Origin of the sequence: Klebsiella sp. C349492, assembly GCF_042055345.1 — a bacterium.
Taxonomy (GTDB): domain Bacteria; phylum Pseudomonadota; class Gammaproteobacteria; order Enterobacterales; family Enterobacteriaceae; genus Klebsiella; species Klebsiella scottii.
In genome coordinates, this window is record NZ_JANQCE010000012.1 from 26,548 (window position 1) to 49,990 (window position 23,443).

At 57.2% G+C, this 23,443-nt stretch carries 22 protein-coding genes and 1 pseudogene; 17 read left to right on the forward strand and 6 right to left on the reverse strand.

Going from position 1 to position 23,443, the window contains the following annotated elements; genetic code table 11:
- The first annotated feature begins 181 nt into the window (after window positions 1–181).
- Window positions 182–763: a D-sedoheptulose 7-phosphate isomerase gene (gene lpcA, locus NWP14_RS26935; protein WP_004099149.1), complete on the forward strand. Its 582-nt coding sequence runs from the start codon at window positions 182–184 to the stop codon at window positions 761–763.
- Between the two features lie 151 nt (window positions 764–914).
- Entirely contained in the window at window positions 915–1,682 is a 768-nt protein-coding gene (locus NWP14_RS26940) for a class II glutamine amidotransferase (RefSeq protein ID WP_095105555.1), read from the forward strand.
- On the opposite strand, the gene dpaA is transcribed toward NWP14_RS26940, so the two are convergent.
- Window positions 1,653–2,393 (reverse strand): peptidoglycan meso-diaminopimelic acid protein amidase, encoded by a 741-nt coding sequence (gene dpaA, locus NWP14_RS26945; RefSeq protein ID WP_095105556.1) that lies wholly within the window; start codon window positions 2,391–2,393, stop codon window positions 1,653–1,655. The two genes, NWP14_RS26940 and dpaA, sit on opposite strands and share 30 nt — an antisense overlap.
- Window positions 2,394–2,805: 412 nt before the next feature.
- Between dpaA and NWP14_RS26950 the strand changes: the two genes are divergently transcribed.
- The 9 genes from NWP14_RS26950 (at window position 2,806) to NWP14_RS26990 (ending at window position 10,519) form a co-directional block, all read left to right on the forward strand.
- Window positions 2,806–4,149 (forward strand): Na(+)-translocating NADH-quinone reductase subunit A, encoded by a 1,344-nt coding sequence (locus tag NWP14_RS26950; RefSeq protein WP_346432063.1) that lies wholly within the window; start codon window positions 2,806–2,808, stop codon window positions 4,147–4,149.
- A 3-nt stretch (window positions 4,150–4,152) separates the two neighbouring features.
- Window positions 4,153–5,391, forward strand: a complete 1,239-nt coding sequence (locus NWP14_RS26955) for an NADH:ubiquinone reductase (Na(+)-transporting) subunit B (RefSeq protein WP_331833656.1) — start codon at window positions 4,153–4,155, stop codon at window positions 5,389–5,391.
- Entirely contained in the window at window positions 5,384–6,178 is a 795-nt protein-coding gene (locus tag NWP14_RS26960) for a Na(+)-translocating NADH-quinone reductase subunit C (protein WP_346432062.1), read from the forward strand. The genes NWP14_RS26955 and NWP14_RS26960 overlap by 8 nt, the downstream gene beginning before the upstream one ends.
- Complete coding sequence (locus NWP14_RS26965) at window positions 6,171–6,809, forward strand: NADH:ubiquinone reductase (Na(+)-transporting) subunit D (protein ID WP_095105562.1); 639 nt, start codon at window positions 6,171–6,173, stop codon at window positions 6,807–6,809. The genes NWP14_RS26960 and NWP14_RS26965 overlap by 8 nt, the downstream gene beginning before the upstream one ends.
- A gap of 3 nt (window positions 6,810–6,812) precedes the next feature.
- Window positions 6,813–7,412 carry an NADH:ubiquinone reductase (Na(+)-transporting) subunit E gene (nqrE, locus tag NWP14_RS26970; protein ID WP_095105563.1) on the forward strand — a complete coding sequence of 200 codons (600 nt, stop codon included), beginning with the start codon at window positions 6,813–6,815 and terminating at the stop codon, window positions 7,410–7,412.
- An 11-nt stretch (window positions 7,413–7,423) separates the two neighbouring features.
- Window positions 7,424–8,647: an NADH:ubiquinone reductase (Na(+)-transporting) subunit F gene (gene nqrF / locus NWP14_RS26975; protein ID WP_095105565.1), complete on the forward strand. Its 1,224-nt coding sequence runs from the start codon at window positions 7,424–7,426 to the stop codon at window positions 8,645–8,647.
- 3 nt (window positions 8,648–8,650) lie between these two features.
- Entirely contained in the window at window positions 8,651–8,866 is a 216-nt protein-coding gene (gene nqrM / locus NWP14_RS26980; RefSeq protein ID WP_095105570.1) for a (Na+)-NQR maturation NqrM, read from the forward strand.
- A 139-nt stretch (window positions 8,867–9,005) separates the two neighbouring features.
- Entirely contained in the window at window positions 9,006–10,061 is a 1,056-nt protein-coding gene (gene dinB / locus NWP14_RS26985) for a DNA polymerase IV (RefSeq protein WP_095105573.1), read from the forward strand.
- 5 nt (window positions 10,062–10,066) lie between these two features.
- On the forward strand, window positions 10,067–10,519 hold the full coding sequence (locus tag NWP14_RS26990; RefSeq protein WP_375216267.1) for a GNAT family N-acetyltransferase: 453 nt from the start codon (window positions 10,067–10,069) through the stop codon (window positions 10,517–10,519).
- Window positions 10,520–10,559: 40 nt separating this feature from the next.
- Here NWP14_RS26990 and pepD read toward each other — a convergent pair whose 3' ends face one another.
- A complete protein-coding gene (pepD, locus tag NWP14_RS26995; protein WP_375216255.1) occupies window positions 10,560–12,017 on the reverse strand; it encodes a cytosol nonspecific dipeptidase in 1,458 nt (485 codons plus the stop codon).
- A 257-nt stretch (window positions 12,018–12,274) separates the two neighbouring features.
- On the opposite strand from pepD, the gene gpt reads away from it, so the two are divergent.
- The 4 genes from gpt (at window position 12,275) to NWP14_RS27015 (ending at window position 17,437) form a co-directional block, all read left to right on the forward strand.
- Window positions 12,275–12,733, forward strand: coding sequence for a xanthine phosphoribosyltransferase (gene gpt / locus NWP14_RS27000; protein WP_041144180.1), 459 nt, complete (start codon window positions 12,275–12,277; stop codon window positions 12,731–12,733).
- A gap of 106 nt (window positions 12,734–12,839) precedes the next feature.
- Window positions 12,840–14,084 (forward strand): esterase FrsA, encoded by a 1,245-nt coding sequence (gene frsA / locus NWP14_RS27005; protein WP_095105577.1) that lies wholly within the window; start codon window positions 12,840–12,842, stop codon window positions 14,082–14,084.
- A gap of 57 nt (window positions 14,085–14,141) precedes the next feature.
- A complete protein-coding gene (crl, locus tag NWP14_RS27010; protein WP_095105578.1) occupies window positions 14,142–14,540 on the forward strand; it encodes a sigma factor-binding protein Crl in 399 nt (132 codons plus the stop codon).
- Window positions 14,541–15,151: 611 nt separating this feature from the next.
- Window positions 15,152–17,437 carry an FdhF/YdeP family oxidoreductase gene (locus NWP14_RS27015; RefSeq protein ID WP_375216256.1) on the forward strand — a complete coding sequence of 762 codons (2,286 nt, stop codon included), beginning with the start codon at window positions 15,152–15,154 and terminating at the stop codon, window positions 17,435–17,437.
- Window positions 17,438–17,550: 113 nt separating this feature from the next.
- Here NWP14_RS27015 and csiR read toward each other — a convergent pair whose 3' ends face one another.
- From csiR to NWP14_RS27035, 4 genes and pseudogenes are all read right to left on the reverse strand, one after another.
- Entirely contained in the window at window positions 17,551–18,243 is a 693-nt protein-coding gene (csiR, locus tag NWP14_RS27020; RefSeq protein ID WP_095105581.1) for a DNA-binding transcriptional regulator CsiR, read from the reverse strand.
- An 88-nt stretch (window positions 18,244–18,331) separates the two neighbouring features.
- Window positions 18,332–19,780 carry an NADP-dependent succinate-semialdehyde dehydrogenase gene (gene gabD / locus NWP14_RS27025; RefSeq protein WP_375216257.1) on the reverse strand — a complete coding sequence of 483 codons (1,449 nt, stop codon included), beginning with the start codon at window positions 19,778–19,780 and terminating at the stop codon, window positions 18,332–18,334.
- Between the two features lie 23 nt (window positions 19,781–19,803).
- Window positions 19,804–21,072 (reverse strand): L-2-hydroxyglutarate oxidase, encoded by a 1,269-nt coding sequence (lhgO, locus tag NWP14_RS27030; RefSeq protein ID WP_346432056.1) that lies wholly within the window; start codon window positions 21,070–21,072, stop codon window positions 19,804–19,806.
- Window positions 21,073–21,099: 27 nt separating this feature from the next.
- A pseudogene (locus tag NWP14_RS27035) lies at window positions 21,100–21,472 on the reverse strand (carbon starvation induced protein CsiD).
- A gap of 275 nt (window positions 21,473–21,747) precedes the next feature.
- Here NWP14_RS27035 and NWP14_RS27040 point away from each other — a divergent pair.
- Together NWP14_RS27040 and NWP14_RS27045 are read left to right on the forward strand one after the other, a co-directional pair.
- Entirely contained in the window at window positions 21,748–22,080 is a 333-nt protein-coding gene (locus NWP14_RS27040; RefSeq protein WP_375216258.1) for a nuclear transport factor 2 family protein, read from the forward strand.
- Between the two features lie 321 nt (window positions 22,081–22,401).
- Entirely contained in the window at window positions 22,402–23,442 is a 1,041-nt protein-coding gene (locus NWP14_RS27045) for a TRAP transporter substrate-binding protein (RefSeq protein ID WP_095105589.1), read from the forward strand.
- Window position 23,443 lies beyond the last annotated feature (1 nt).

Consider the following 23,443-nt stretch of genomic DNA (forward strand, 5'->3'; position numbering starts at 1 on the left):
TGGATGTAATTTGTTTTAGCAATGTGTTTACAAAATAATTACAACCTTGCTCACATTGTTGTACGTAAATGCGGCACGTAAAAGCAAAACCTAAGGGGATAACAGCGCCTGCTGCTTCTCGCTTTAGCGGCTATCCGGTACACTGCCAGGGTTATTCCACCAATACTGAAGGATTATCCTCATGTACCAGGATCTTATTCGTAACGAACTGAACGAAGCAGCGGAAACGCTGGCTAACTTTCTGCAGGACGAAGCCAATATTCACGCTATTCAGCGTGCCGCGGTGCTGCTGGCAGATAGCTTTAAGGCGGGCGGTAAAGTCCTTTCCTGCGGTAACGGCGGTTCCCACTGCGATGCGATGCATTTTGCCGAAGAACTGACCGGGCGCTATCGTGAAAACCGTCCGGGCTACCCGGCAATTGCGATTTCAGACGTCAGCCACCTTTCCTGCGTCAGCAATGATTTCGGCTACGAGTACGTTTTCTCCCGCTACGTTGAGTCAGTCGGCCGTGCCGGTGATGTGCTGCTGGGGATTTCCACCTCCGGCAACTCAGGTAACGTTATCAAAGCGATCGAAGCCGCCCGCGCGCAGGGGATGAAAGTGATCACCCTGACCGGTAAAGACGGCGGTAAAATGGCCGGTTCCGCCGATGTTGAAATCCGCGTGCCGCATTTTGGCTATGCCGACCGTATTCAGGAAATTCACATTAAAGTGATTCATATTCTGATTATGCTGATCGAAAAAGAGATGGTTAAAGCTTAACAGGCCGTTTTGCTGGCGGTGTTGAACCCCGGGCAGCGCTCAATCTCCTCGCGTACGTCAGGTACGATCCGGTTTTTGTGCGCTGGCCGTGTTCAGGCTGGCCGCCGCAATGACGCCTTTGGTATTTAAGCCGTGTGGTATGAGGTGAGATATGTGCGAACTGCTCGGGATGAGCGCTAATGTGCCAACAGATATTTGCTTTAGCTTTACCGGGCTGGTTCAGCGCGGTGGCGGCACCGGGCCGCATAAAGACGGCTGGGGTATCACCTTTTATGAAGGTAAAGGCTGTCGCACATTTAAAGATCCGCAACCCAGCTTTCAGTCGCCAATCGCTAAGCTGGTACAGGACTATCCCATCAAATCCTGCTCGGTCGTCGCCCATATTCGCCAGGCTAATCGCGGCATAGTGGCGCTGGAAAATACCCACCCCTTTACCCGTGAGCTGTGGGGACGCAACTGGACCTACGCGCATAACGGCCAGCTGGAAGGATATGAGTCTCTTGATACGGGAAATCTTCATCCGGTCGGCGAAACCGACAGCGAAAAGGCCTTCTGCTGGCTGCTGCATCGCCTGACCGAGCGCTATCCCGGCACCCCTGACTCGATACCTGAAATCTTCGGTTATATCGCTGAGCTGGCGGGCGAGCTGCGGGAGAAGGGCGTCTTCAACATGCTGCTGTCTGACGGGCGTTACGTGATGGCGTACTGCTCGACGAATTTGTACTGGATTACGCGAAGGGCGCCGTTTGGCGTAGCGACGCTGCTGGATCAGGATGTGGAGATCGACTTTCAACGCGAGACCACACCGAACGATGTGGTCTCCGTTATCGCCACTCAGCCTTTAACCGGCAATGAGACCTGGAATAAAATCATGCCGGGCGAGTGGGCGCTATTTTGCCTGGGGGACCGTGTAGTTTGACGCCAGCTGCGGCTGAATAAGTTCATGGCTAAGCGGCTTGCTGACCACATAGCGGCCGTCCGTTACCGAGATAACCGGGGGCTTGTGGGTTTGCTGGAAATAGTCGTAGCCTGGTTTCAGCTGTTTCCAGAAGTCCGCGTAGTAGGAGTACTTGTGGCGCTCCATATTGGCGTTGGTCATGCGGAAAGGATAAATGCTGACCTGTACGTTTGACTGGCCAAACACCAGCGCGCCGGTAACGAACTGGAAAATCTCATCAATACCGGTATCGGTCATGGCATAGCAGCCGATAGATACGCAGGCGCCGTGGATCATCAGGTATTTACCTTCATAGCCGTGCGCGCGGTCGTAGGCGTTCGGGAAGCCGATATTAATGGCTTTATAGAAGCGGCTATCAGGTTTTAGCTGGTTGCGCGCAACGTTATAAAACCCTTCCGGACTCTTGAAGTCGCCCTGGCGCTGTTTCGGCCCCAGCCCGCCGGAGTAGTTACAGATCCGGTAGCTGTCGAGGAGCTGCCAGGTTTCGCCCATTTTGACGTAAAGATCGAGCGTTCGCTCCTCTTTAAAGATCTCAATGTAGACCGGAGAACCCATTAATTGCTGTTTATATTGTTTGCTAACCGGCGTCGTCGAGCTGTTATTGCTGAGAAGCCCAGCAAACGAAACGCACGGCAACAGAAGCATCGCAATAAATAATGCGATTTTGCGCATACTGCTTGTTCCTTGATAAAACCAAAACCACATTGCCAGGACGGCAAGAGAGACCCAAAATCAGAGTTTTCTGGATTTAGAGCGCTCACATTAGCATCACGGCATTTTTTCGCAAGCGCGGCGTATCGCGTTTACAATTTAGTTGTCCTTTATAGCGAATCTGGCGGCAAAGCGCAGTGAGAACTTTGCGCAATAGCTCCCATTTTAGAGCCGCCTGATGGGGTTTACCTACAGCCGCCGCTCACAAAATGTTACACTTACACCGCTTAGTGACCAGGGTAAGAAAGGATGCTTCTCTCCCGTCTTGTGAATGAGCAGGACCTTCGTTTTTCCTTTCTTTCTCTGACTTTCCATCAATGTTGCTGGCCTCGGCCTGATGCCGGGGTTTAGGTTACGGATACCTGCTAACAATATGATTAAAATCAAAAAAGGGCTGGACCTGCCCATAGCTGGCATGCCAATACAGCAGACGACTTCTCAGATTGCAGTCAAACGCGTTGCGCTGTTGGGCGAGGAGTACATCGGTATGCGCCCCTCAATGGCGGTTAAAGAAGGCGACCGGGTGCAGAAAGGCCAGCCTCTGTTCGAAGATAAAAAGAACCCCGGCGTCCACTTTACCGCGCCTGCGAGCGGCGTTATCAGCGCGATCCACCGCGGCGAACGCCGGGTGCTGCAGTCGGTGGTGATTGACGTAGACGGCAATGACGCCGTGCAGTTTCCCCGCTACGCGCCGGACGACCTTGCCGGACTGTCGCGTGAAACCGTACAGCGTCAGCTGCTGGCGTCCGGCCAGTGGACGGCGCTGCGCACCCGACCGTTCAGCAAAACGCCGGCGCCGGGCAGCGTGCCGGCCGCGATTTTCGTCACCGCAATGGATACCAACCCGCTGGCCGCCGATCCTCAGCCCATTATCCTCGCCCGGCGCGAGGCCTTTGACGCCGGTCTTACGGTGCTGACCATCCTCACCGACGGCAAGATCCACGTGTGCCAGGCCAGCGGCGGTAAGCTGGGGGGCCATCGTTCAGGGCAGGTTACCTTCAACCAGTTTTCCGGTCCGCATCCGGCGGGGCTGGCGGGAACCCACATCCACTTCCTCGAACCGGTGAGCCTGACAAAACAGGTCTGGCACCTGAACTATCAGGAGGTTATCGCCATCGGGCGACTGTTCCTCGACGGGGAGCTCTACAGCGAGCGCGTTATTGCGCTTGGCGGCCCGCAGGTCAAGGAGCCACGGCTGGTGCAAACCTGCTGCGGCGCCAGCCTTGATGAGCTGCTGGCGGATGGGCTGATGGCCGGCGAAAATCGGGTGATTTCCGGCTCGGTGCTTAGCGGTACCCGCGCCTTTGGCCCGCGAGCTTTTCTCGGGCGTTTCCACCTGCAGGTGAGCGTGGTTAAAGAGGGGCGCGACAAAGAGCTGTTTGGCTGGGTGATGCCGGGGAAAGATAAATTCTCCATCACGCGTACCACCCTGGGGCACTTCCTGAAGCGTAAAGTCTTCAACTTTTCGACCGATACCCACGGCGGCGAGCGGGCAATGGTGCCGATTGGCAACTACGAAAGGGTAATGCCACTGGATATTCTCCCCACCTTGCTGCTGCGCGATCTGCTGGCGGGCGATAGCGAAAGCGCGCAGGCGCTGGGCTGCCTGGAGCTGGATGAGGAAGATCTCGCGCTTTGTACCTACGTGTGCCCCGGCAAGTATGAATATGGCCCGGCGCTGCGCAGCGTGTTAACCCAGATTGAGCAGGAAGGATAGGTGATGGGCTTAAAGCAGCTGTTTGACAAAATTGAGCCGCACTTTACGCACGGCGGCAGGCTGGAAAAATACTACCCGCTGTTCGAAGCGACGGCGACGCTATTCTACACCCCCGGTCAGGTGACGCGCGGAGCCGCTCACGTACGTGATGCCATCGATCTGAAGCGAATGATGATCCTGGTCTGGCTCGCCGTATTCCCGGCCATGTTCTGGGGCATGTATAACGTTGGCCTGCAAACGCTCCCCGCGCTGCACAAGCTGTACGGCGCGGAGCAGCTGCAGCAGATTATTGCCAACGACTGGCACTACAGCCTTGCGCAGTGGCTGGGGGTGAGCTTCGCCGCGGATGCGGGCTGGCTGAGCATGATGACCCTCGGCGCGGTGTTCTTCCTGCCTGTCTATATCACCGTGTTTATCGTCGGTGGTTTCTGGGAGGTTCTCTTCGCCATCGTGCGCAAGCATGAAATCAACGAGGGATTTTTCGTCACCTCGATCCTCTTCGCGCTGATCGTTCCTCCCACGCTACCGCTGTGGCAGGCCGCGCTGGGCATCTCCTTCGGCGTGGTTATCGCCAAAGAGATTTTTGGCGGCACCGGGCGTAACTTCCTTAACCCGGCGCTGGCGGGGCGCGCGTTCCTGTTCTTTGCCTATCCGGCGCAGATTTCCGGCGACCTGGTATGGACCGCCGCGGACGGGTTTTCCGGCGCGACGCCGCTGTCCCAGTGGACGAGCGGCGGCGGTGAAGCGCTGGTGAACGTTACCAGCGGCCAGCCGGTTAGCTGGATGGACGCCTTCCTCGGCAACATTCCCGGCTCCATCGGCGAAGTTTCAACGCTGATGATCCTGATCGGCGGCGCGATCATTATCTTCGGGCGCATTGCCTCGTGGCGCATCGTTGCCGGAGTGATGATCGGCATGGTGGCGACCGCGACGCTGTTTAATTTCATCGGCTCGGACACCAACCCGATGTTCGCCATGCCGTGGTACTGGCATCTGGTGCTCGGCGGTTTTGCCTTCGGCATGATGTTTATGGCGACGGACCCGGTGTCCGCGTCGTTTACCGATAAAGGGAAATGGGGCTACGGCCTGCTGATCGGCGTGATGTGCGTGCTGATTCGGGTGGTCAACCCGGCCTATCCGGAAGGGATGATGCTGGCGATCCTTTTCGCCAACCTCTTTGCGCCGCTGTTCGATTACCTGGTGGTGCAGGCCAATATTAAGCGGAGGAAGTCGCGTGGCTGAGAATAAAGGTAACGATAGCATCGGCAAAACGCTGCTGGTGGTGCTGGTGCTTTGCCTGGTCTGCTCCATTATCGTCGCCGGGTCCGCCGTGGGTCTGAAGTCACGGCAGCAGGAGCAGCGCGAGCTGGATAAACAGCGCAATATCCTCGCCGTGTCCGGGCTGGTGACGCCGAAGATGAGCGCCGAGGAGGTGGAGAGCGTTTTTGCCGCCCGTATCTCCCCGCGGCTGGTGGATTTAGCCAGCGGCGAGCTGCTGGATAAAGACCCGGGCAAATTCAATCAGGCGCAGGCGCTGAAAGATCCTGCGCAAAGCATCTCGCTGGACGTCAGCCAGGACCCGGCGGGCATCAAGCATCGGAGCAATATTGTCGAAATTTACCTGGTGCGCGATGAGCAGCAGCAGATTCAGGAAGTGATCCTGCCGATTTACGGCAACGGTCTGTGGTCGATGATGTACGCCTTCGTGGCGCTGGGTACCGATGGTCGTACGATAAAGGGCCTGACGTATTACGATCATGGCGAAACGCCGGGGCTGGGCGGCGAGGTGGAAAACCCCAACTGGCGTCAGCAGTTTATCGGCAAGCAGGTGCTTGACGATAGCGGCCATCCGGCGCTGAAGGTGGTGAAAGGCGGGGCGCACCCGGGGGATATCCACGCCGTTGACGGCCTGTCCGGGGCGACGCTGACCGCGAATGGCGTGCAGCATAGCTTTGATTTCTGGATGGGCGAGCTGGGCTTCGGCCCGTTTCTGAAAAGAGTGCGTGACGGAGAGCTGAATAATGGCTGAAGCAGGCGATACGAAAGAGATGAAGCGCGTGCTGGTGGGGCCGCTGCTGGCCAATAACCCCATTACGCTGCAGGTGCTGGGGGTCTGTTCGGCGCTGGCGGTGACCACCAAACTGGAAACCGCGCTGGTGATGACCATCGCGGTAACGCTGGTGACGGCCTTCTCCAGCATGTTTATCTCGATGATCCGCCACCATATTCCCAACAGCGTGCGCATTATCGTGCAGATGACGATCGTCGCCTCGCTGGTGATTGTGGTGGACCAGCTGCTGCGCGCCTTTGCCTATGAGACCTCCCGGCAGCTGTCGGTATTTGTCGGGCTGATCATCACCAACTGCATCGTGATGGGGCGGGCGGAAGCGTACGCCATGAAGTCGCCGCCGCTGGCCAGCTTTATGGACGGTATCGGCAACGGACTGGGCTATGGCGCCATTCTGATCGTGGTCGGCTTCCTGCGCGAGCTTATCGGCAGCGGCAAGCTGTTCGGCGTCACCGTGCTGGAGACGGTGCAGAACGGCGGCTGGTATCAGCCGAACGGCCTGTTTCTGCTGGCGCCGAGCGCCTTCTTTATTATCGGTTTGCTGATTTGGGCGCTGCGCAGCTGGAAGCCGGAACAGCAGGAAAAGGAGTAAACGATGACGGCTCACTATATCAGCCTGTTTGTCCGCGCCGTATTCGTAGAGAACATGGCGCTGGCCTTCTTCCTCGGGATGTGTACCTTCCTGGCGGTGTCGAAAAAGGTTTCCACCGCCTTTGGTCTCGGCCTGACGGTCACCATCGTGCTTGGGCTGGCGGTACCGATCAATAACCTGATCTATAACCTGGTGCTGCGCGACGGGGCGCTGGCGGAGGGCGTCGATTTAAGTTTTCTCAACTTTATTACCTTTATCGGCGTGATCGCCGCGCTGGTGCAGATCCTTGAGATGATCCTCGATAAATATTTCCCGGCGTTATACCACGCGCTGGGGATCTTCCTGCCGCTGATTGCCGTGCACTGTGCGATTTTTGGCGGCGTCTCCTTCATGGTGCAGCGTGACTACAACTTCCCGGAATCCATTGTTTATGGCTTCGGTTCCGGTATCGGCTGGACGCTGGCGATTGTCGCCCTGGCGGGCATCCGGGAAAGAATGAAATATGCCAACGTGCCCGCCGGCCTGCGCGGGTTAGGGATCACCTTTATTACCACGGGTCTGATGGCGCTGGGCTTTATGTCATTCTCCGGTGTGCAGCTATAAGGGCGGAAAGTATGGAAATTATTCTTGGCGTCGTTATGTTTACGCTGATCGTGCTGGTGCTGTCAGGATTGATTCTGGCGGCGCGTTCGAAGCTGGTCAACGCCGGTGATGTGGTTATTGAAATCAATAACGAAGCGGATAAACAGATCCGCACATCGGCGGGCGATAAGCTGTTGAATACGCTGTCCAGCAACGGAATCTTTGTCTCCTCCGCCTGCGGCGGCGGCGGTTCCTGCGGCCAGTGTCGGGTGACGGTGAAAGAGGGCGGCGGCGATATCCTGCCGACCGAGCTTTCCCATATCACCAAACGTGAGGCGAAAGAGGGCTGCCGGCTGGCCTGTCAGGTCGCGGTGAAGCAAAACATGAAGATCGAGCTGCCGGAAGAGATCTTCGGGGTCAAAAAATGGCAATGCGAAGTAATCTCCAATGATAACAAAGCGACGTTTATCAAAGAGCTGAAGCTGCGCGTGCCGGACGGCGAAGTTGTGCCGTTCCGCGCCGGGGGATATATCCAGATCGAGTGTCCGTCGCACAAGGTGGCGTATGCTGACTTCGACGTGCCGGACGAGTACCGCGCCGACTGGGATAAGTTTAACCTGTTCCGCTACGTCTCCGAGGTAAAAGAGCCGACCCTGCGCGCATACTCGATGGCTAACTACCCGGACGAGAAGGGCATTATCATGCTCAACGTGCGTATTGCCACGCCGCCGCCGAAGGTGCCGGACGCTCCGCCGGGCATTATGTCTTCCTATATCTGGTCGCTGAAAGCCGGTGATGAGGTGACGATTTCCGGGCCGTTCGGCGAATTTTTTGCCAAAGATACCGATGCAGAAATGGTCTTTATCGGCGGCGGGGCCGGCATGGCGCCGATGCGTTCGCATATTTTCGACCAGCTCAAGCGGCTGCACAGCGGGCGTAAAATCAGCTTCTGGTACGGCGCGCGCTCGCTGCGCGAAATGTTCTACGACGATGAATTTGAACAGCTGGCGCGGGAAAATCCTAACTTTACCTTCCACGTGGCGCTGTCCGATCCGCTGCCGGAAGATAGCTGGAATGGTCACACCGGCTTCATCCACAACGTGCTATATGAGAACTACCTGCGCGATCATCCGGCACCGGAGGAGTGCGAGTTTTATATGTGCGGGCCGCCGGTGATGAATGCGGCAGTCATTAAGATGCTGAAAGATCTCGGCGTTGAGGATGAAAACATCATGCTGGATGACTTTGGAGGTTGATCGATGTGGACCCTGTTTCTCGCGACCTTTGTGATTTTCGCCCTGGTTATTCTGGGGATGTCGGTGGGCTATCTGGTGAAGCGCAAAAGCCTGCAGGGGAGCTGCGGCGGGATCGCCTCGCTGGGTCTGGAAAAGGTCTGCGACTGTCCGGAACCGTGCGATGCGCGGAAAAAACGCCTGGCGCGCGCAGCGCAGCGGCAGCAGGACCGGATCCTGTAATCACTTCTGACTAGCCTGATAAACGCCCCGGCCGCACTCAGCGACGCCGGGGTTCAGCTACGGCGCATTTTGGCTTCCCTCTCTTCTCATTGAACAGAATTATGCTGTATACTTGTCCAGTGGTCAGTGAGGGCTAGCTATGCGCAAAATCATCCATGTTGATATGGACTGCTTCTTTGCCGCGGTCGAAATGCGCGATAACCCGGCGTTGCGGGATATTCCCATCGCGATCGGCGGCAGCCGGGTACAGCGGGGCGTCATCAGTACCGCCAACTATCCGGCGCGTAAGTTTGGCGTGCGCAGCGCAATGCCAACGGCGATGGCGCTTAAGCTTTGCCCGCATCTGACGCTGCTTCCGGGTCGCTTTGACGCCTATAAAGAGGCGTCGGCCCATATCCGGGAAATTTTCTCGCGCTACACCTCGCTGATCGAACCTCTCTCGCTCGATGAGGCGTTTCTTGACGTCAGCGACAGCGTCCACTGCCAGGGCTCGGCGACGCTGATGGCGGAGGAGATCCGCCAGACCATTCAGCGTGAGCTGCAGCTGACCGCCTCCGCCGGCATCGCTCCGGTGAAATTTCTCGCCAAAATCGCCTCCGATCTGAATAAACCCAACGGCCAGTTTGTGATTGCGCCGCATCAGGTCGCAGAATTCGTCAGAACCCTGCCGCTGGCGAAAATACCCGGCGTGGGGAAAGTCTCCGCGGCAAAGCTGGAAAATATGGGGCTGCGCACCTGCGAAGATGTGCAGAAAAGCGATCTGGCGATGCTGCTCAAGCGCTTTGGCAAATTTGGCCGGATCCTGTGGGAGAGAAGCCAGGGCATCGACGAGCGGGAAATCAACAATACGCGGCAGCGTAAATCGGTTGGCGTCGAGCGTACGCTGGTGGAGGATATTCACCAGTGGGGCGACTGTGAGGCGATTATTGAAAGCCTCTACCAGGAGCTGGAGCGGCGGCTGATCAAGGTTAAACCGGATCTGCTGATTGCCCGCCAGGGAGTAAAGCTCAAGTTTAATGATTTTCAGCTGACCACGCAGGAGCACGTCTGGCCGCGCCTGAATAAAGATGATTTGCTCGCCACGGCCTACAAAGCCTGGCATGAGCGGCGCGGCGGCCGCGGGGTGCGGCTGGTGGGGCTGCACGTTACGTTACTCGACCCTCAGCTGGAGCGGCAGCTGGTTCTGGGATTATAGCTATGCTGCAGATAAGACATTACCAGGATGACGATTTTTCCGCGCTGTGCGCCATTTTCATGCGCGCGATTCAGGAGAGCGCCAGCGGCGACTATTCGGCGCCGCAAATTGCCGCCTGGGCGCAGGTCGATGAGGCCCGCTGGCGGCAAAAAATGCGCGACTCCCGGGTGCTGGTGGCGGCGATCGAGCGGCAGCCGGTCGGCTTTATTAGCGCCATCGGCAGCTATATCGATCTCCTGTTTGTCGCTCCCGAACGCTCCCGTCAGGGGATTGCCGGCGCGTTGCTCGCTGAGCTGTTCAGGCAAATTCCGCAAGGGACGCTGATGGTTGCGGCCAGCATCACGGCGAAACCGTGCTTTGCGCGTCATGGCTTCAGGGTGGTGGAAGAACAGCAGGTGGAAGTCCGCGGCGAGAGGTTTATCAATTATCGCATGGAGAAGGTGAGGGAGCCCGAATAGGGCGTAACGCGCCGTACCCGAGCTCTTTTCGCGGCGGAACTTACTTCGCCGGAATCGCTTTCAGTAGTTCAGTCAGCAGCGTCCAGTACTGGCCAACGCTTTCGATATGAACCTGCTCATCCGGGGAGTGCGGCCCGGTAATGGTCGGCCCAATGGAAACCATATCCATATCCGGGTACGGCTTTTTGAACAGGCCGCATTCCAGACCGGCGTGAATAATCTGGATATTCGGCGTTTTATTAAACAGACGCTGGTAGGTTTCGCGGACCAGATGCATCACCGGTGAGTTTGCATCCGGCTGCCAGCCCGGGTAAGCGCCCTTGGCTTCGGTTTTCGCTCCCGCCAGTTTGCCTAACGAATCCAGCATGCTGACGACGTAGTCTTTGCCGCTGTCGATCAGGGAACGGATCAGGCAGTGGATTTCGACGTTATCATCGGTCATGGTTACCACGCCGACGTTGAGGGAGGTTTCGACCACGCCCTTCGCTACGTCGGAGTTACGGATCACGCCGTTTGGCATGGCGTTCAGCAGACGAACAAAGCCGTCGCGAGACTGCGCCGTCAGCGCGGGTTTATCCGTCGCAGCGGACTCCAGCAGCAGGACCAGATTCTTCTCTTTGGCCGCCAGCTCGTTTTGGAGAATTTCCTGATAGGTATTCACCAGCGCCGCCAGGGTATCGCTCTTATCGGCGGCTACCGCAACGGTGGCGAAGGCTTCACGCGGAATGGCGTTGCGCAGGGTGCCGCCGTTGAAATCAACCAGGCGCAGATCCAGCTCAGCGACGTGACCGGCGAGGAAGCGGGCCAGCAGCTTGTTGGCATTCCCCAGACCGACGTGGATTTCACCGCCGGAGTGGCCGCCTTTCAGCCCTTTTAGCGTCAGCTTAAAGCTGTGGAAACCGGCCGGGATCGCTTCGCGCGCCAGCGGCAGGTTGGAGGTGAAGTCGATCCCCCCGGCGCAACCCATGTAGATTTCGCCTTCTTCTTCCGAGTCGGTGTTAATCAGGATATCTGCCTGCAGCCAGTTGGCCTGCAGGCCAAACGCGCCGTCCATGCCGGCTTCTTCGGTCATGGTCAGCAGCACTTCCAGCGGACCGTGTTCGACGGAGTCATCAGCCAGCACCGCCAGAGCGGAAGCCATACCGATACCGTTATCCGCGCCCAGGGTGGTACCGCGGGCCTTGACCCACTCGCCGTCGATGTACGGCTGAATCGGATCTTTAGTAAAGTCGTGAACGGTATCGTTGTTTTTCTGCGGCACCATATCGAGGTGCGCCTGCAGCACGACCGGTTTACGGTTTTCCATCCCGGCGGTAGCGGCTTTACGAATCAGAATGTTGCCAACCTGGTCGCGTTCTGCGTGTAAGCCTTTTTCTTTTGCCCAGCCCATGATGTGTTCAGCGAGTTGTTCTTCGTGATAGGAAGGGTGGGGAATGGAGCAGATTTTGGCAAAAATATCCCACAGCGGCTGCGGGGATAATTGAGACAGTTCAGACACGATGAGTCTCCTTACGATCGCCTGCAAAATTCTTTTGCAGGTCGAGGGTTAGCAATAGAATACACGTCAAGCGAGGGCTTGCGCGGTGGGGTTGAGAATACCACTTTCCACGCTAACGGGTAGTGGAAACAACGCAAAAAGCGTCGCCAGGGCCGCTTAATACTGGTTTTTAGCGCTTCAGATCTCTATAATCTCGCGCAACCATTTTCCCCCTCGAACATCATTTAAGCCGTATAACACAGGCTGGGACACTTCACATGAGCGAAAAATACGTCGTCACCTGGGACATGTTGCAGATTCACGCCCGCAAACTGGCAAGTCGCCTGATGCCTTCTGAACAATGGAAAGGCATTATTGCCGTTAGCCGCGGTGGTCTGGTACCGGGCGCGCTGCTGGCGCGTGAGCTGGGTATTCGTCATGTTGATACCGTTTGCATTTCCAGCTATGACCACGATAACCAGCGTGAGCTGACCGTCCTTAAGCGTGCTGAAGGTGATGGTGAAGGGTTCATCGTGATTGATGACCTGGTTGATACCGGCGGCACCGCGGTCGCCATCCGCGAAATGTATCCAAAAGCACACTTCGTCACTATTTTCGCTAAACCAGCCGGTCGTCCGCTGGTTGATGACTACGTGGTTGATATTCCGCAGGAAACCTGGATTGAACAGCCGTGGGATATGGGCGTGGTCTTCGTACCGCCTATCTCAGGCCGTTAATTTTCAAGGCGAGTGCTATTTACCACGCCCGGTTTTGCCGGGCGTGGTTTTTTTTGCCTGTTAGCAGGTTACAATAGCCTTAGTGGCGACACGATGGAGACTGCACATGTCACAGGCTAACCTTAGCGAAACGCTGTTTAAACCTCGATTCAAACATCCAGAAACGTCTACGCTGGTGCGTCGGTTCGCGTCCGGCTCGCAGCAGCCGATCCACTCTGCGCTCGATGGGAGCAACGTCGATCGCTGGTATCGCCTGATCAATCGCCTGATGTGGATCCGGCGCGGCGTGACGCCGCAGGAGATCCTTGACGTGCAGGCGCGCATCGTCATGAGCGATGCGGAACGCACCAATCCGGAGCTGTATGACACCGTCGTGGGGTATCGCGGCGGCAACTGGATTTTCGAATGGTCTAAACAGGCCATGATTTGGCAGCAAATGGCGGGTCAGGAAACGGACCTCGAACTCAGCGGCCGCCACTGGCTGCACGCGTCCAACCTCTACAGCATTGCCGCATATCCGCATATTAAAGGCGATGAGCTTGCCGATCAGGCACAGGCGCTGGCCAACCGGGCCTATGAAGAGGCCGCGCAGCGTCTGCCCGGCGGGCTACGTGAGATCGAGTTCCCGGTTCCCGGCGGCGCGCCGGTCAGCGGTTTTTTACATCTGCCAAAAGGGGAAGGCCCGTTCCCGGTGGTCATGATGTGCGGCGGCCTGGACTCGCTGCAGACCGATTACTACAGCCTGTATGAAGACTATTTTGCCCCGCAGGGGATTGCGATGCTGACCCTCGATCTGCCTTCCATCGGCTTTTCATCGAAATGGAAGCTAACCCAGGACTCCAGCCTGCTGCACCAGCACGCGCTGCGGCATCTGCAGAACGTCCCGTGGGTCGATCATACCCGGGTCGCGGCGTTCGGCTTCCGCTTTGGTGCCAATATTGCCGTCCGACTCGGCTATCTGGAGTCGCAGCGCCTGAAGGCCGTTGCCTGTCTGGGGCCGGTGGTGCACAACCTGCTGGTTGACCCTTTGCACCAGGGGCGAGTGCCTGAAATGTATCTTGATGTCCTGGCGTCGCGTCTGGGAATGCACGATGCCTCTGACGAAGCATTGCGCATTGAGCTGAACCGCTACTCGTTAAAAACGCAGGGACTTCTGGGCCGCCGCTGTCCGACGCCGATGTTCTCAGGCTACTGGAAAAACGATCCTTTCAGTCCGGAAGAGGAGTCGCGTTTAATTACCTCGTCATCTGCCGATGGCAAGCTGCTTGAGATCCCAACGAAGCCGATTTATCGCAATTTTGATCACGCATTGCGACAGATTAGCCGGTGGATCAACCAGAGATTTAGTTAATTTATTGCTAAATTTTATTGATTTGGTAAAACAGTTGCATCACTAAAGGAGATCGCAATGACGTTACCGAGTGGACACCTGAAGAGTAAGCTGATTAAGAAATTCACGGCTCTTGGCCCCTATATCCGCGAAGAGCAGTGTGAAGACAACCGCTTCTTTTTCGATTGCCTGGCAGTTTGCGTCAACGTTAAACCGGCGCCGGAAAAACGAGAGTTTTGGGGATGGTGGATGGAGATGGAAGCACAGGCATCGCGCTTTACTTACAGCTATCATTTTGGTTTGTTCGATAAAGAAGGGGTATGGCAGTCGGTGGTCATCGACGATCCTGAAGTTAGCGAACGGCTTGAAAAAACGCTACGTGATTTCCACAACAGGGCCAACGCGCTGCTGGCGACGTTCAGCCTGAAGCTTGAACCGGCTGATGACTTTAGCGAGCCCGTCAGGCTGAGAGCCTGACGCCTCGTCCGTAGTCCGCACCGAGCGAAAATGTCCATGCCCTACGGCATGGATTTTTTTGCGTAGAAAATCTTTTACTAATTGTAAATTCTGCTGGCCCGTTTCATCACCCTGTTTTAATAACCCGGATTAAAGTGGGTAGATATTTTTTGCGGCTGGAAAATAGCCGCCTACGAATTCGTTTATTAAACGGCGGTCAATATTCTGGTCCGGCTGCGGGTTTATTTTAGGATGCGTATCGGCCGTTTTTTTAACCTGTAGCGGCATCCTGGGCGGGCAACCAGCTCCTGCCAGGTGAATGCGCAGGCGGCTTCTTTACTCATTATTCCCGATGCGATGTGACCCGTTAAGGGTAGCTTTACCAAAAAAATAAATAGATATCCTGCTGTTATGAAAGAGTAAAATTCTTTTAAGCTTGCCCGCAGAGGCGTGATTGTCTCGCCAGCGCTGATGCTCATCTCGCCATAAATACCCGCTGAACTTTATTCCCACGTAAGCGAAATACTTCTTTCTTATTATTTTCTGTTAGCGCCGTACCCCTTGATAGGAATCAGCGCGACGGGGCGCCTGTGTTAATAAAGCACCATTGAAAATATAACTGATACGATCTGATGACTGATACTACCCGTGGATTAAAAGAGTACCAGGGCGCCGCCGGAGGGTGGGGAGCCGTTAAAGCCTGTACTGCGCACGTACTGGGACAAAAAACGCCGGTACGCGACACTATTGCGCTGTTTAAAATGAATCAGGCTAAAGGGTTTGATTGCCCCGGCTGCGCGTGGCCCGATCCGGACCATCGCTCTGCGATGGAGCTATGTGAAAACGGCGTCAAGGCCGTTTCATGGGAAACCACCGCGAAAAAAACCTCGCCGGAATTCTTCGCTCGCCACACGCTGAGCCAGCTTTGGCGACAAAGTGACTTTGAGCTGGAGAACCACGGCCGGCTCACTCATCCGATGAAATACGATATTATCAGCGATACCTATCAGCCCATCGCGTGGGAGCAGGCGTTTGCCGAAATCGGCGACATCATGCGCGGGTTCTCCCCCGATGAGATGGAGTTTTACACCTCCGGGCGCACCTCAAATGAAGCGGCGTTTCTCTATCAGCTGTATGCGCGCGAATACGGCAGCAACAACTTCCCCGACTGTTCGAATATGTGCCACAGCCCGACCGGCACCGGGCTGGGATCTTCTATCGGCATCGGCAAGGGCACCGTTGAGCTAAGCGATTTTGCCGCCGCGGACCTGGTGATTTGCGTCGGGCATAACCCGGGCACCAACCACCCGCGGATGCTGACGACCCTGCGCGAAGTTGCCAGGCGTGGAGCGAAGATCATCTCGGTGAATCCACTACGCGAGCGCGGCCTGGAGCGGTTTAGCTTCCCCCAATCGCCGACGGATATGCTTATGGGCGGGCACACGGATCTCTCCAGCGATTACTTCCAGATCCGCGTTGGGGGCGATGCGTGGTTTTTCCGCGGCGCCATGAAAGCGCTGCTGGAGATGGATGCGCAGCGTCGGGTCCAGCAGCAGGAGCCGGTCATTGATAGCGAATTTATCGCCTCGCAAACGTCGGGATATCAGGCGTTGGTTGACGACCTGAACGGCCTCGACTGGGCGGACATTGAGCGTGGGGCGGGGGTAGAGCGCAGCGCTATCGAATATTTCGCCGATATTTATAGCCGCCACCGGCGGGTTATCGTGAGCTATGGCCTGGGAATTACCCAGCATCGTAACGGCACGCAGAACGTCCAGCAGCTGATTAATCTGCTGCTGATGCGCGGGAACATGGGGCGTGAAGGCGCCGGTATTTGTCCGCTACGCGGCCATTCTAACGTCCAGGGCGACAGGACGGTGGGGATAAACGAAGCGCCGGACGAAGCGTTTAACCTGCGGCTGGAAAACTATTTCGGCATTACGGTCCCGCGGGCGCACGGACGATCCTCCATCGACAGCATTAAGGCTATCGAAAACCGGGTTTCCCGCGGGCTTATCTGCATGGGCGGCAACCTCGCCGTGGCGATGCCCGACCCGCTGCGGACATTCCCGGCGATGCGTCGGCTGGATCTCCAGGTCCACGTTGCGACCAAACTCAACCGTTCCCACCTGCTGGCGGGTAAAAACACCTATCTGTTCCCGACCTTAGGACGCAGCGAGCGCGATGTGCAACGCGCGGGCGTGCAGTCCGTCACCGTAGAGGACTCGATGAGCATGGTGCACGCTTCAACCGGCTCGCTGAAGCCGGCCTCGCCGTGGCTGCTGTCCGAACCCGCCATTGTGGCGGGGCTGGCGCGCGCCACGTTGCCGCGCAGCCCGGTCGCCTGGGAGAAGCTGGTGGCGGACTATCGACTGATTCGCGAGGCGATTGAAGCCGTGATACCGGAGTTCCATCAATTCAACGAACGCATCGCTGCCCCCGGCGGGTTCCGTCTCGATAACCCGGCCTCGCGCGGCGAATACCGTACGGCGTCGGGCAAGGCGACCTTCCACGTCTGCGATACCGAGGCGCTTGATAGCGCGGCTATGCCGTCAGATTGCCTGGTGCTCACCACGATTCGCAGCCACGACCAGTACAATACGACGATTTACGGTATGGACGACCGCTACCGCGGCGTTACCGGACGCCGCGACGTCATTTTCCTGAGCCGTCAGGAAGCGCAAAAGCGCCAGCTGGCGCAGGGCGATGTGGTCAATATTGTGGCGTTGGATGATGAGGGCAATGCCTGCGAAGAGAAGGTGATGCGCAACCAGACGGTTTATATTGTGCCGATGGCCGCATCGTCTATTGCCGCCTATCTGCCGGAGGCCAACATTTTACTGTCGCTGGACTCGGTTGATAAACAGAGCCTGACGCCGGCCTATAAGAGCGCCCCGGTGCGGATCTACAGGTCCTGACCGCGCCGGAGGGCGCGGGGGATAGCGCGCTGCCGTCTTCGCGACTTTAGCAGAGTAAAAGCAGGGCACCGTGTCGGATCGCCCGCTTTCAAAACGGCGACGTGCCGATCTTTTCAGGAGGCTTTCTGCTGCAGTTTTCCCGCCATCGCCCGCTGAATCACCGGAATTGGCGTCAGCAGATGCTGGCGCATCAGTTCACCGGCAAGCGGGGCGTCACGCGCCAGAATAGCCTCGGTTAGCCTCCGATGCTGGCGCCGTTTATCTTCCAGCATGGCAACCGACAGCACCGTCGTGCGCAGCCAGATAAACCGGTAGCGCGCGGCGAGGTCGAAAAGACGTTCGCGCATTTGCAGCAGATATTGTGAACCGCAGCCGGCAACAATGGCGGAATGGAACGCCTGATGGCGCCTGTCCCACTCATCCAGCAGCTTCTCGCTGGCGTCGCTGGACTCCAGCTTATTGAGCAGATGCGCCCGGGCGAGCAGCTCCGCTTCCCACTCGTCGCCGCCGCGCTCAATGGCGAGACGCACCAGCATCGCCTCCATATTGGCCCGGGCGTCGAAGATATCGAGCAGCTCCTGCTCTGACATCGAGGCAACCCGATAGCCTTTTTGATTAATCACGGTAACCAGGCGCTCGGCAACCAGCCGGGAGAGCGCTTCGCGCAGCGGCCCGACGCCAAGCGCATAGCGCGAGGTCAACAGGCTCATACGCAGCTTTTCATCCGGCTGATAGCGGCCGCGAATGATGTCGTTTTTAAGCCAGCGGTATCCGTCTATGGCCGTCGGCTGGGAGGTGGCGGTCATGGGCTTACTCCTGAACGGCTATCCCGGCCTTCCCGCACCGGGATACGCGTATTAAGGGGGGATTTACGGCATCGCCGCCGGCGCGGCCCTACAGACCAATGCACATATATTTGATTTCTAAGTAATCATCTATTCCATACTTCGACCCTTCGCGGCCGAGCCCGGAGGCTTTGACGCCGCCAAAAGGCGCCACTTCATTGGAGATAAGGCCGGTGTTGATCCCGACGATACCGTACTCCAGCGCCTCGCCGACGCGGAAGACGCGGCTTATGTCGCGGGCATAGAAATAGGCCGCCAGGCCGAATTCGGTATCGTTGGCCTGACGGATAACGTCCTCCTCATCTTTAAAGCGGAACAGCGGGGCCAGTGGGCCAAAGGTCTCCTCTTTGGCAACCTTCGCGCTGTCGGGAACGTCCAGCAGGATCGTCGGCTGGAAGAAGTTACCGCCAAGCTCGTGCACCTTTCCGCCGGTCACGATCCGCGCGCCTTTGGCGACGGCATCGGCAATATGCTCCTGCACTTTGGCGACCGCCTTGTCATCAATCAGCGGCCCGGTGGTGACGCCGCTTTGCAGGCCATCGCCGAGCTGCAGCTTTTCCACCGCCTGCTGTAGCTTCGCGGCAAAGCGTCCGTAAACGCCCTCCTGCACGTACAGGCGATTGGCGCAAACGCAGGTCTGCCCGGCGTTACGGAACTTGGAGGCCAGCGCGCCCTCAACCGCTTTATCGAGATCGGCATCGTCAAATACGATAAACGGCGCGTTGCCGCCCAGCTCGAGGGAGACTTTCTTAATATCTTGCGCACACTGCGCCATCAGCTGGCGGCCGATTTCCGTCGAGCCGGTAAACGACAGCTTGCGTACCAGCGGGTTGCTGGTCAGCGCATTGCCTACCGCTCCGGCGGAGCCGGTCACCACGCTGAATACGCCGTCAGGAATGCCGGCCCGCTGGGCCAGCTCGGCCAGCGCCAGGGCGGAGAAGGGGGTCTGGCTGGCGGGTTTGAGCACCATGGTACAGCCTGCGGCCAGCGCCGGGCCGGCCTTACGGGTGATCATGGCGGCAGGGAAGTTCCACGGCGTGATGGCCGCGGTGACGCCAATTGGCTGCTTGATAACGATCAGGCGCTTATCCGCCTGATGGCCGGGAATGGTATCGCCGTAGACTCGCTTACCCTCTTCAGCAAACCATTCGATAAACGAGGCGGCGTAGCTAATTTCGCCCCTGGCTTCCGCCAGCGGTTTCCCCTGCTCCAGCGTCATCAGGCGGGCGAGGTCGTCCTGGTTCGCCATGATCAGATCGAACCAGCGGCGCAGGATCGTGGCCCGCTCTTTAGCCGTTAAGGCCCGCCAGGCAGGGAGCGCCCGGTTGGCGGCATCAATGGCCTCGTGGGTCTCATCGGCGCCCATTTTCGGCACGCTGCCCAGCCGCTGGTCGTTAGCCGGGTTGGTGACCGTAATCACCTCGCCGCTGAGGGCATCGCGCCACTGGCCGTCGATAAATGCCTGCTGGCGGAACAAAGTTGGGTCGTTGAGTTGCATGATGGTTTCCTGTTTCAAAACGTTTAACGAGTGTATGCGGCAAGCAGAGAGTCCGCGCTACGGGCGGCGCGCAGGCTGCGGCCGGGATTATGCTGGCTGGCCAGCAGCGTCTGTACTTTGCCGACGATATGCGCCCCGATGGGGATAGCCGATGTGGCCGCCGGGGAGGGCGCATTGCAGGTATGAATGGAGCGCGCCGTGGTGACGAACAGAAAATCGTCGATCAGCCTGCCGTGCGGAGAAACCGCCTGTGCACGAACGCCCGCAGGCCACGGCTGGAGATCCTGCAGAACGAGGCTCGGGCAGTACTTTTGCACCAGCCGCAGGTAGCCGTCTTTGCACAGGGAGTTTTTCATTTCGCGTAATCCCGAGCGCAGGTTGCCCTGCAGCACGCGACGAATACCGGGCGAGCCGAGGATTTCCAGCGTATCGGAGAGTGAAAAATCGCGTTTGCGATAGCCTTCACGCTTCAAGGCGAGTACCGCATTCGGGCCCACGGTCACGCTGCCGTCGATCATGCGCGTGAGGTGGACCCCGAGGAACGGCATGGCCGGGTCGGGGATCGGATAGATCAGATGTTTCACTATCTGGTTATGCCGAGGCGCCAGGCGGAAATACTCCCCACGAAACGGGCAGATAATAAAACCGGGATCGACGCCGAGCATTTTGACCACCCTGTCGGCCATCAGCCCGCTGCAGCTCACTAATGTGGCGGCTTCAAACACCTGTCCCTGTTTAGTGTAGACGACCACGCCGGCGGCGTGCTCTTTCAGGGCGCTAACCTCGGCGGCGTAGACGATTTCGCCGCCGCCGGCGACGAAGGTTTTCGCCATCGCCTCGGTGACCTCGCGATAGCTGACAATTCCGCTGGAGGGGACAAAGATGCCGCCGATGCCGGTAATATTCGGCTCCCGCTCCCCCAGCGCCTCCGCGCTGAGCCATTCGCGATCCAGCCCGTTGGCCGCGGTGCGATCCCACAGCGCCCGCATCCGCGACATCTCCAGCGGCGAGGTGGCGACCAGCATTTTTCCGCAGCGGTCATAGCGGATACCGTGCCGATCGCAAAAAGCTTTGGTCGCCCGATTTCCGGCAAGGCAGAACTGCGCTTTGAGGCTCCCGGGAGTGTAGTAGACCCCGGCATGAATCACGCCGCTATTGTGGCCGCTCTGATGACAGGCCGGGCCGGACTCTTTTTCCAGCAGCGCAATTCTGGCGTCCGGGTAGACCTCCAGCAGCTGCATGGCGGTCGACATGCCGATAATGCCGCCGCCAATAATCACAAAATCATACATCCGCTCGGTTCCTTCCCCTGATAGCGCTTATTGATGGGGCCGCTCGTGGCGGGCGGCATCGCTGATATAGCCGCGTTGACGCATCAGCTCCCGGCGCAGATCCGGATGCGCGATAAAGCGGTCGCGGCCGTGCAGCCAGAACAGATTGTTAATTAACAGCAGTTTGCCGACCGGCGCAGAGATCGTCGAGGGTCTTCGCGATTTTAAAGCGCAGGAAGGATTTATACTCCAGCGCCTGTACCGGCCACTGCGCGGTCTGCTGCATAAACCGTTGGGCGATCTGCGCGGAAAAGGTGAGATCCTGCAGACGCGGCGACCGGGAGGAGGGGGCGATGGTGAACCCGCTGTCGCCGCGGGCGCTCTCATCGGCATTGGGTTTTACGGCAGTGAAAGTATTCATCAGAATCGATCCTCGCGGTGGGCTCAGGCACAGCGATGTTGATTTCGTCGCCATAAATTAAAAATATCGACATTTTTATAAAGTGCGCAATAATTGCGCTGATTGTTTATTTTTTTGTGATCTGAGGCGATAAAACAGAGCCGCTTGTTGTATATGGCTATCGGGCGTAAAGGGGAGGATTGTCGGGGAATGACTGACAAAAATAGGGGTTGGTCTTTGAATATAAATTCAGTTATTGTGAATTTATAATTATTTTTGGTGGAAAGGAAAGCGTCATGGAATGCCCGGTTGAGAAGCAGTTTAAGGCCTACAACGCCCACGATATTGATGAATTTATTGCCTGCTTTTCCGAAGATTTCAAAGCGTATCGCATGCCTGCGGAAACCCCCTCCCTGATCGGCATTCCGGCGTTAAGAGAGTTTTACGTCAACCAGCGTTTTAATATCGCAGAACTGCGCGCGGAGGTTATTTTCCGTACCGTTCTCGGGAATAAGATTTTCGACCATGAGCTGATTTACGGACTCTCCGCAGAGCCGATTGAGAGCATGGCGGTTTTTGAGGTTGAGAATCAGCTTATTAAGACCGCATGGTTTTTCTTTGCCGCCTGAGGCCCATCGCCAGCGCGGCGGGGGCTAACGCTCTGCCGCTTCCTCCCTCTCTGCGCTAAACAGTGACTAAACAGCGACGCCCCGGTTTTTATTGTGTAACGCCCGCCCGCAAATTAGCGATGTCCGCCACAAAATTCACATCTCATCCGCCATGAGCCCGTTAAGTACCTTGCTTTTAGATAAGGCGCCGGATAGTTTCTGTAACGTTACACTAAAACGTTACAGTAGAAGCGTGAAGCTACTTTTTTGTTTAACTCCCCCGCCGATTCAGCAAGGCCTGAGAGGGTGACATCTATCTCAACGGGACGTGAAAGGATAACGATGATGAAAATGAAACCGTTTTGTTCAGTAAGTCGTATTTTTGCTTTTGCATGTTTGGGCGCGGCCCTGTTAGCCGGCAGCACCGTGACCTCTTTGGCCCACGCGGCGCTTAACTTTCGAGTCTACTCTTCGCTGCCGGGGGACGACTCCTCCGCCCACTACATTTGGTACAGCCGTTTTCAGGAAAACCTCAACAACAACCCGAAGCTGAAGGGACAGATCAAGCTCAACTATTTCGCCAACGGTATGCTGGGTAAAGAGGCCGACGCCACCCAGCAGGTACGTATTGGCGCAATTAATATGATGATCTCCGGGACATCTATCTGGGCAACGCTGGTGCCTGAAATTGGCGTTCTGGATCTCGGCTATTTATTTAAAGATTACGCTCAGGTCGGTAAAACCCTCGACGGAAAAGCGGGTGAAAAGCTGGCGGCTTTAATGCTGGATAAGGCTAACGTGATGGTGCTGGGCTACGGCTATAACCTCGGCGCGCGTAATATTTATACCAAGAAGGTTATTGAAAAACCTGAAGATTTAAAGAATCTGAAAATTCGCGTTTTACCGGTGCCTAACTTCATCGCCACCCTCAACCATATGGGGGCGGTGGCCATTCCTATGCCGGGCGGGGAGGTCTATTCGAGCCTGCAGATGGGGGTGATTGACGGCGTAGAGCATGACGCCCCGACGATCTACTCGAGTAAATATTATGAAATCGTCAAAAATGGCACCCTGACCCGCCATAGCTACAACCCGCTGATGATCGCCATGAATAAGAAAAGCTTCGAGCAAATCCCGGCGGAGCTGCGCGGCGAAGTGCTGGCTGCGGCAAAGGAGGCGACCGATTACGAACGCCAGCAGGCCGCTAAAAAAGAGCAGGAGGCCATTAAGAACCTGCAGGCGAAAGGCGTGACGTTCCGCGAAACCGATCGCCACTATTTCTATCAGCAGGTGCAGCCAGTTTGGCAGGCGTTCCTTGACCAGTATCCGGATATGAAACCTATCGTTGACGAGATCGCCGCCGCCGCGTCGGACAACCAGTAGC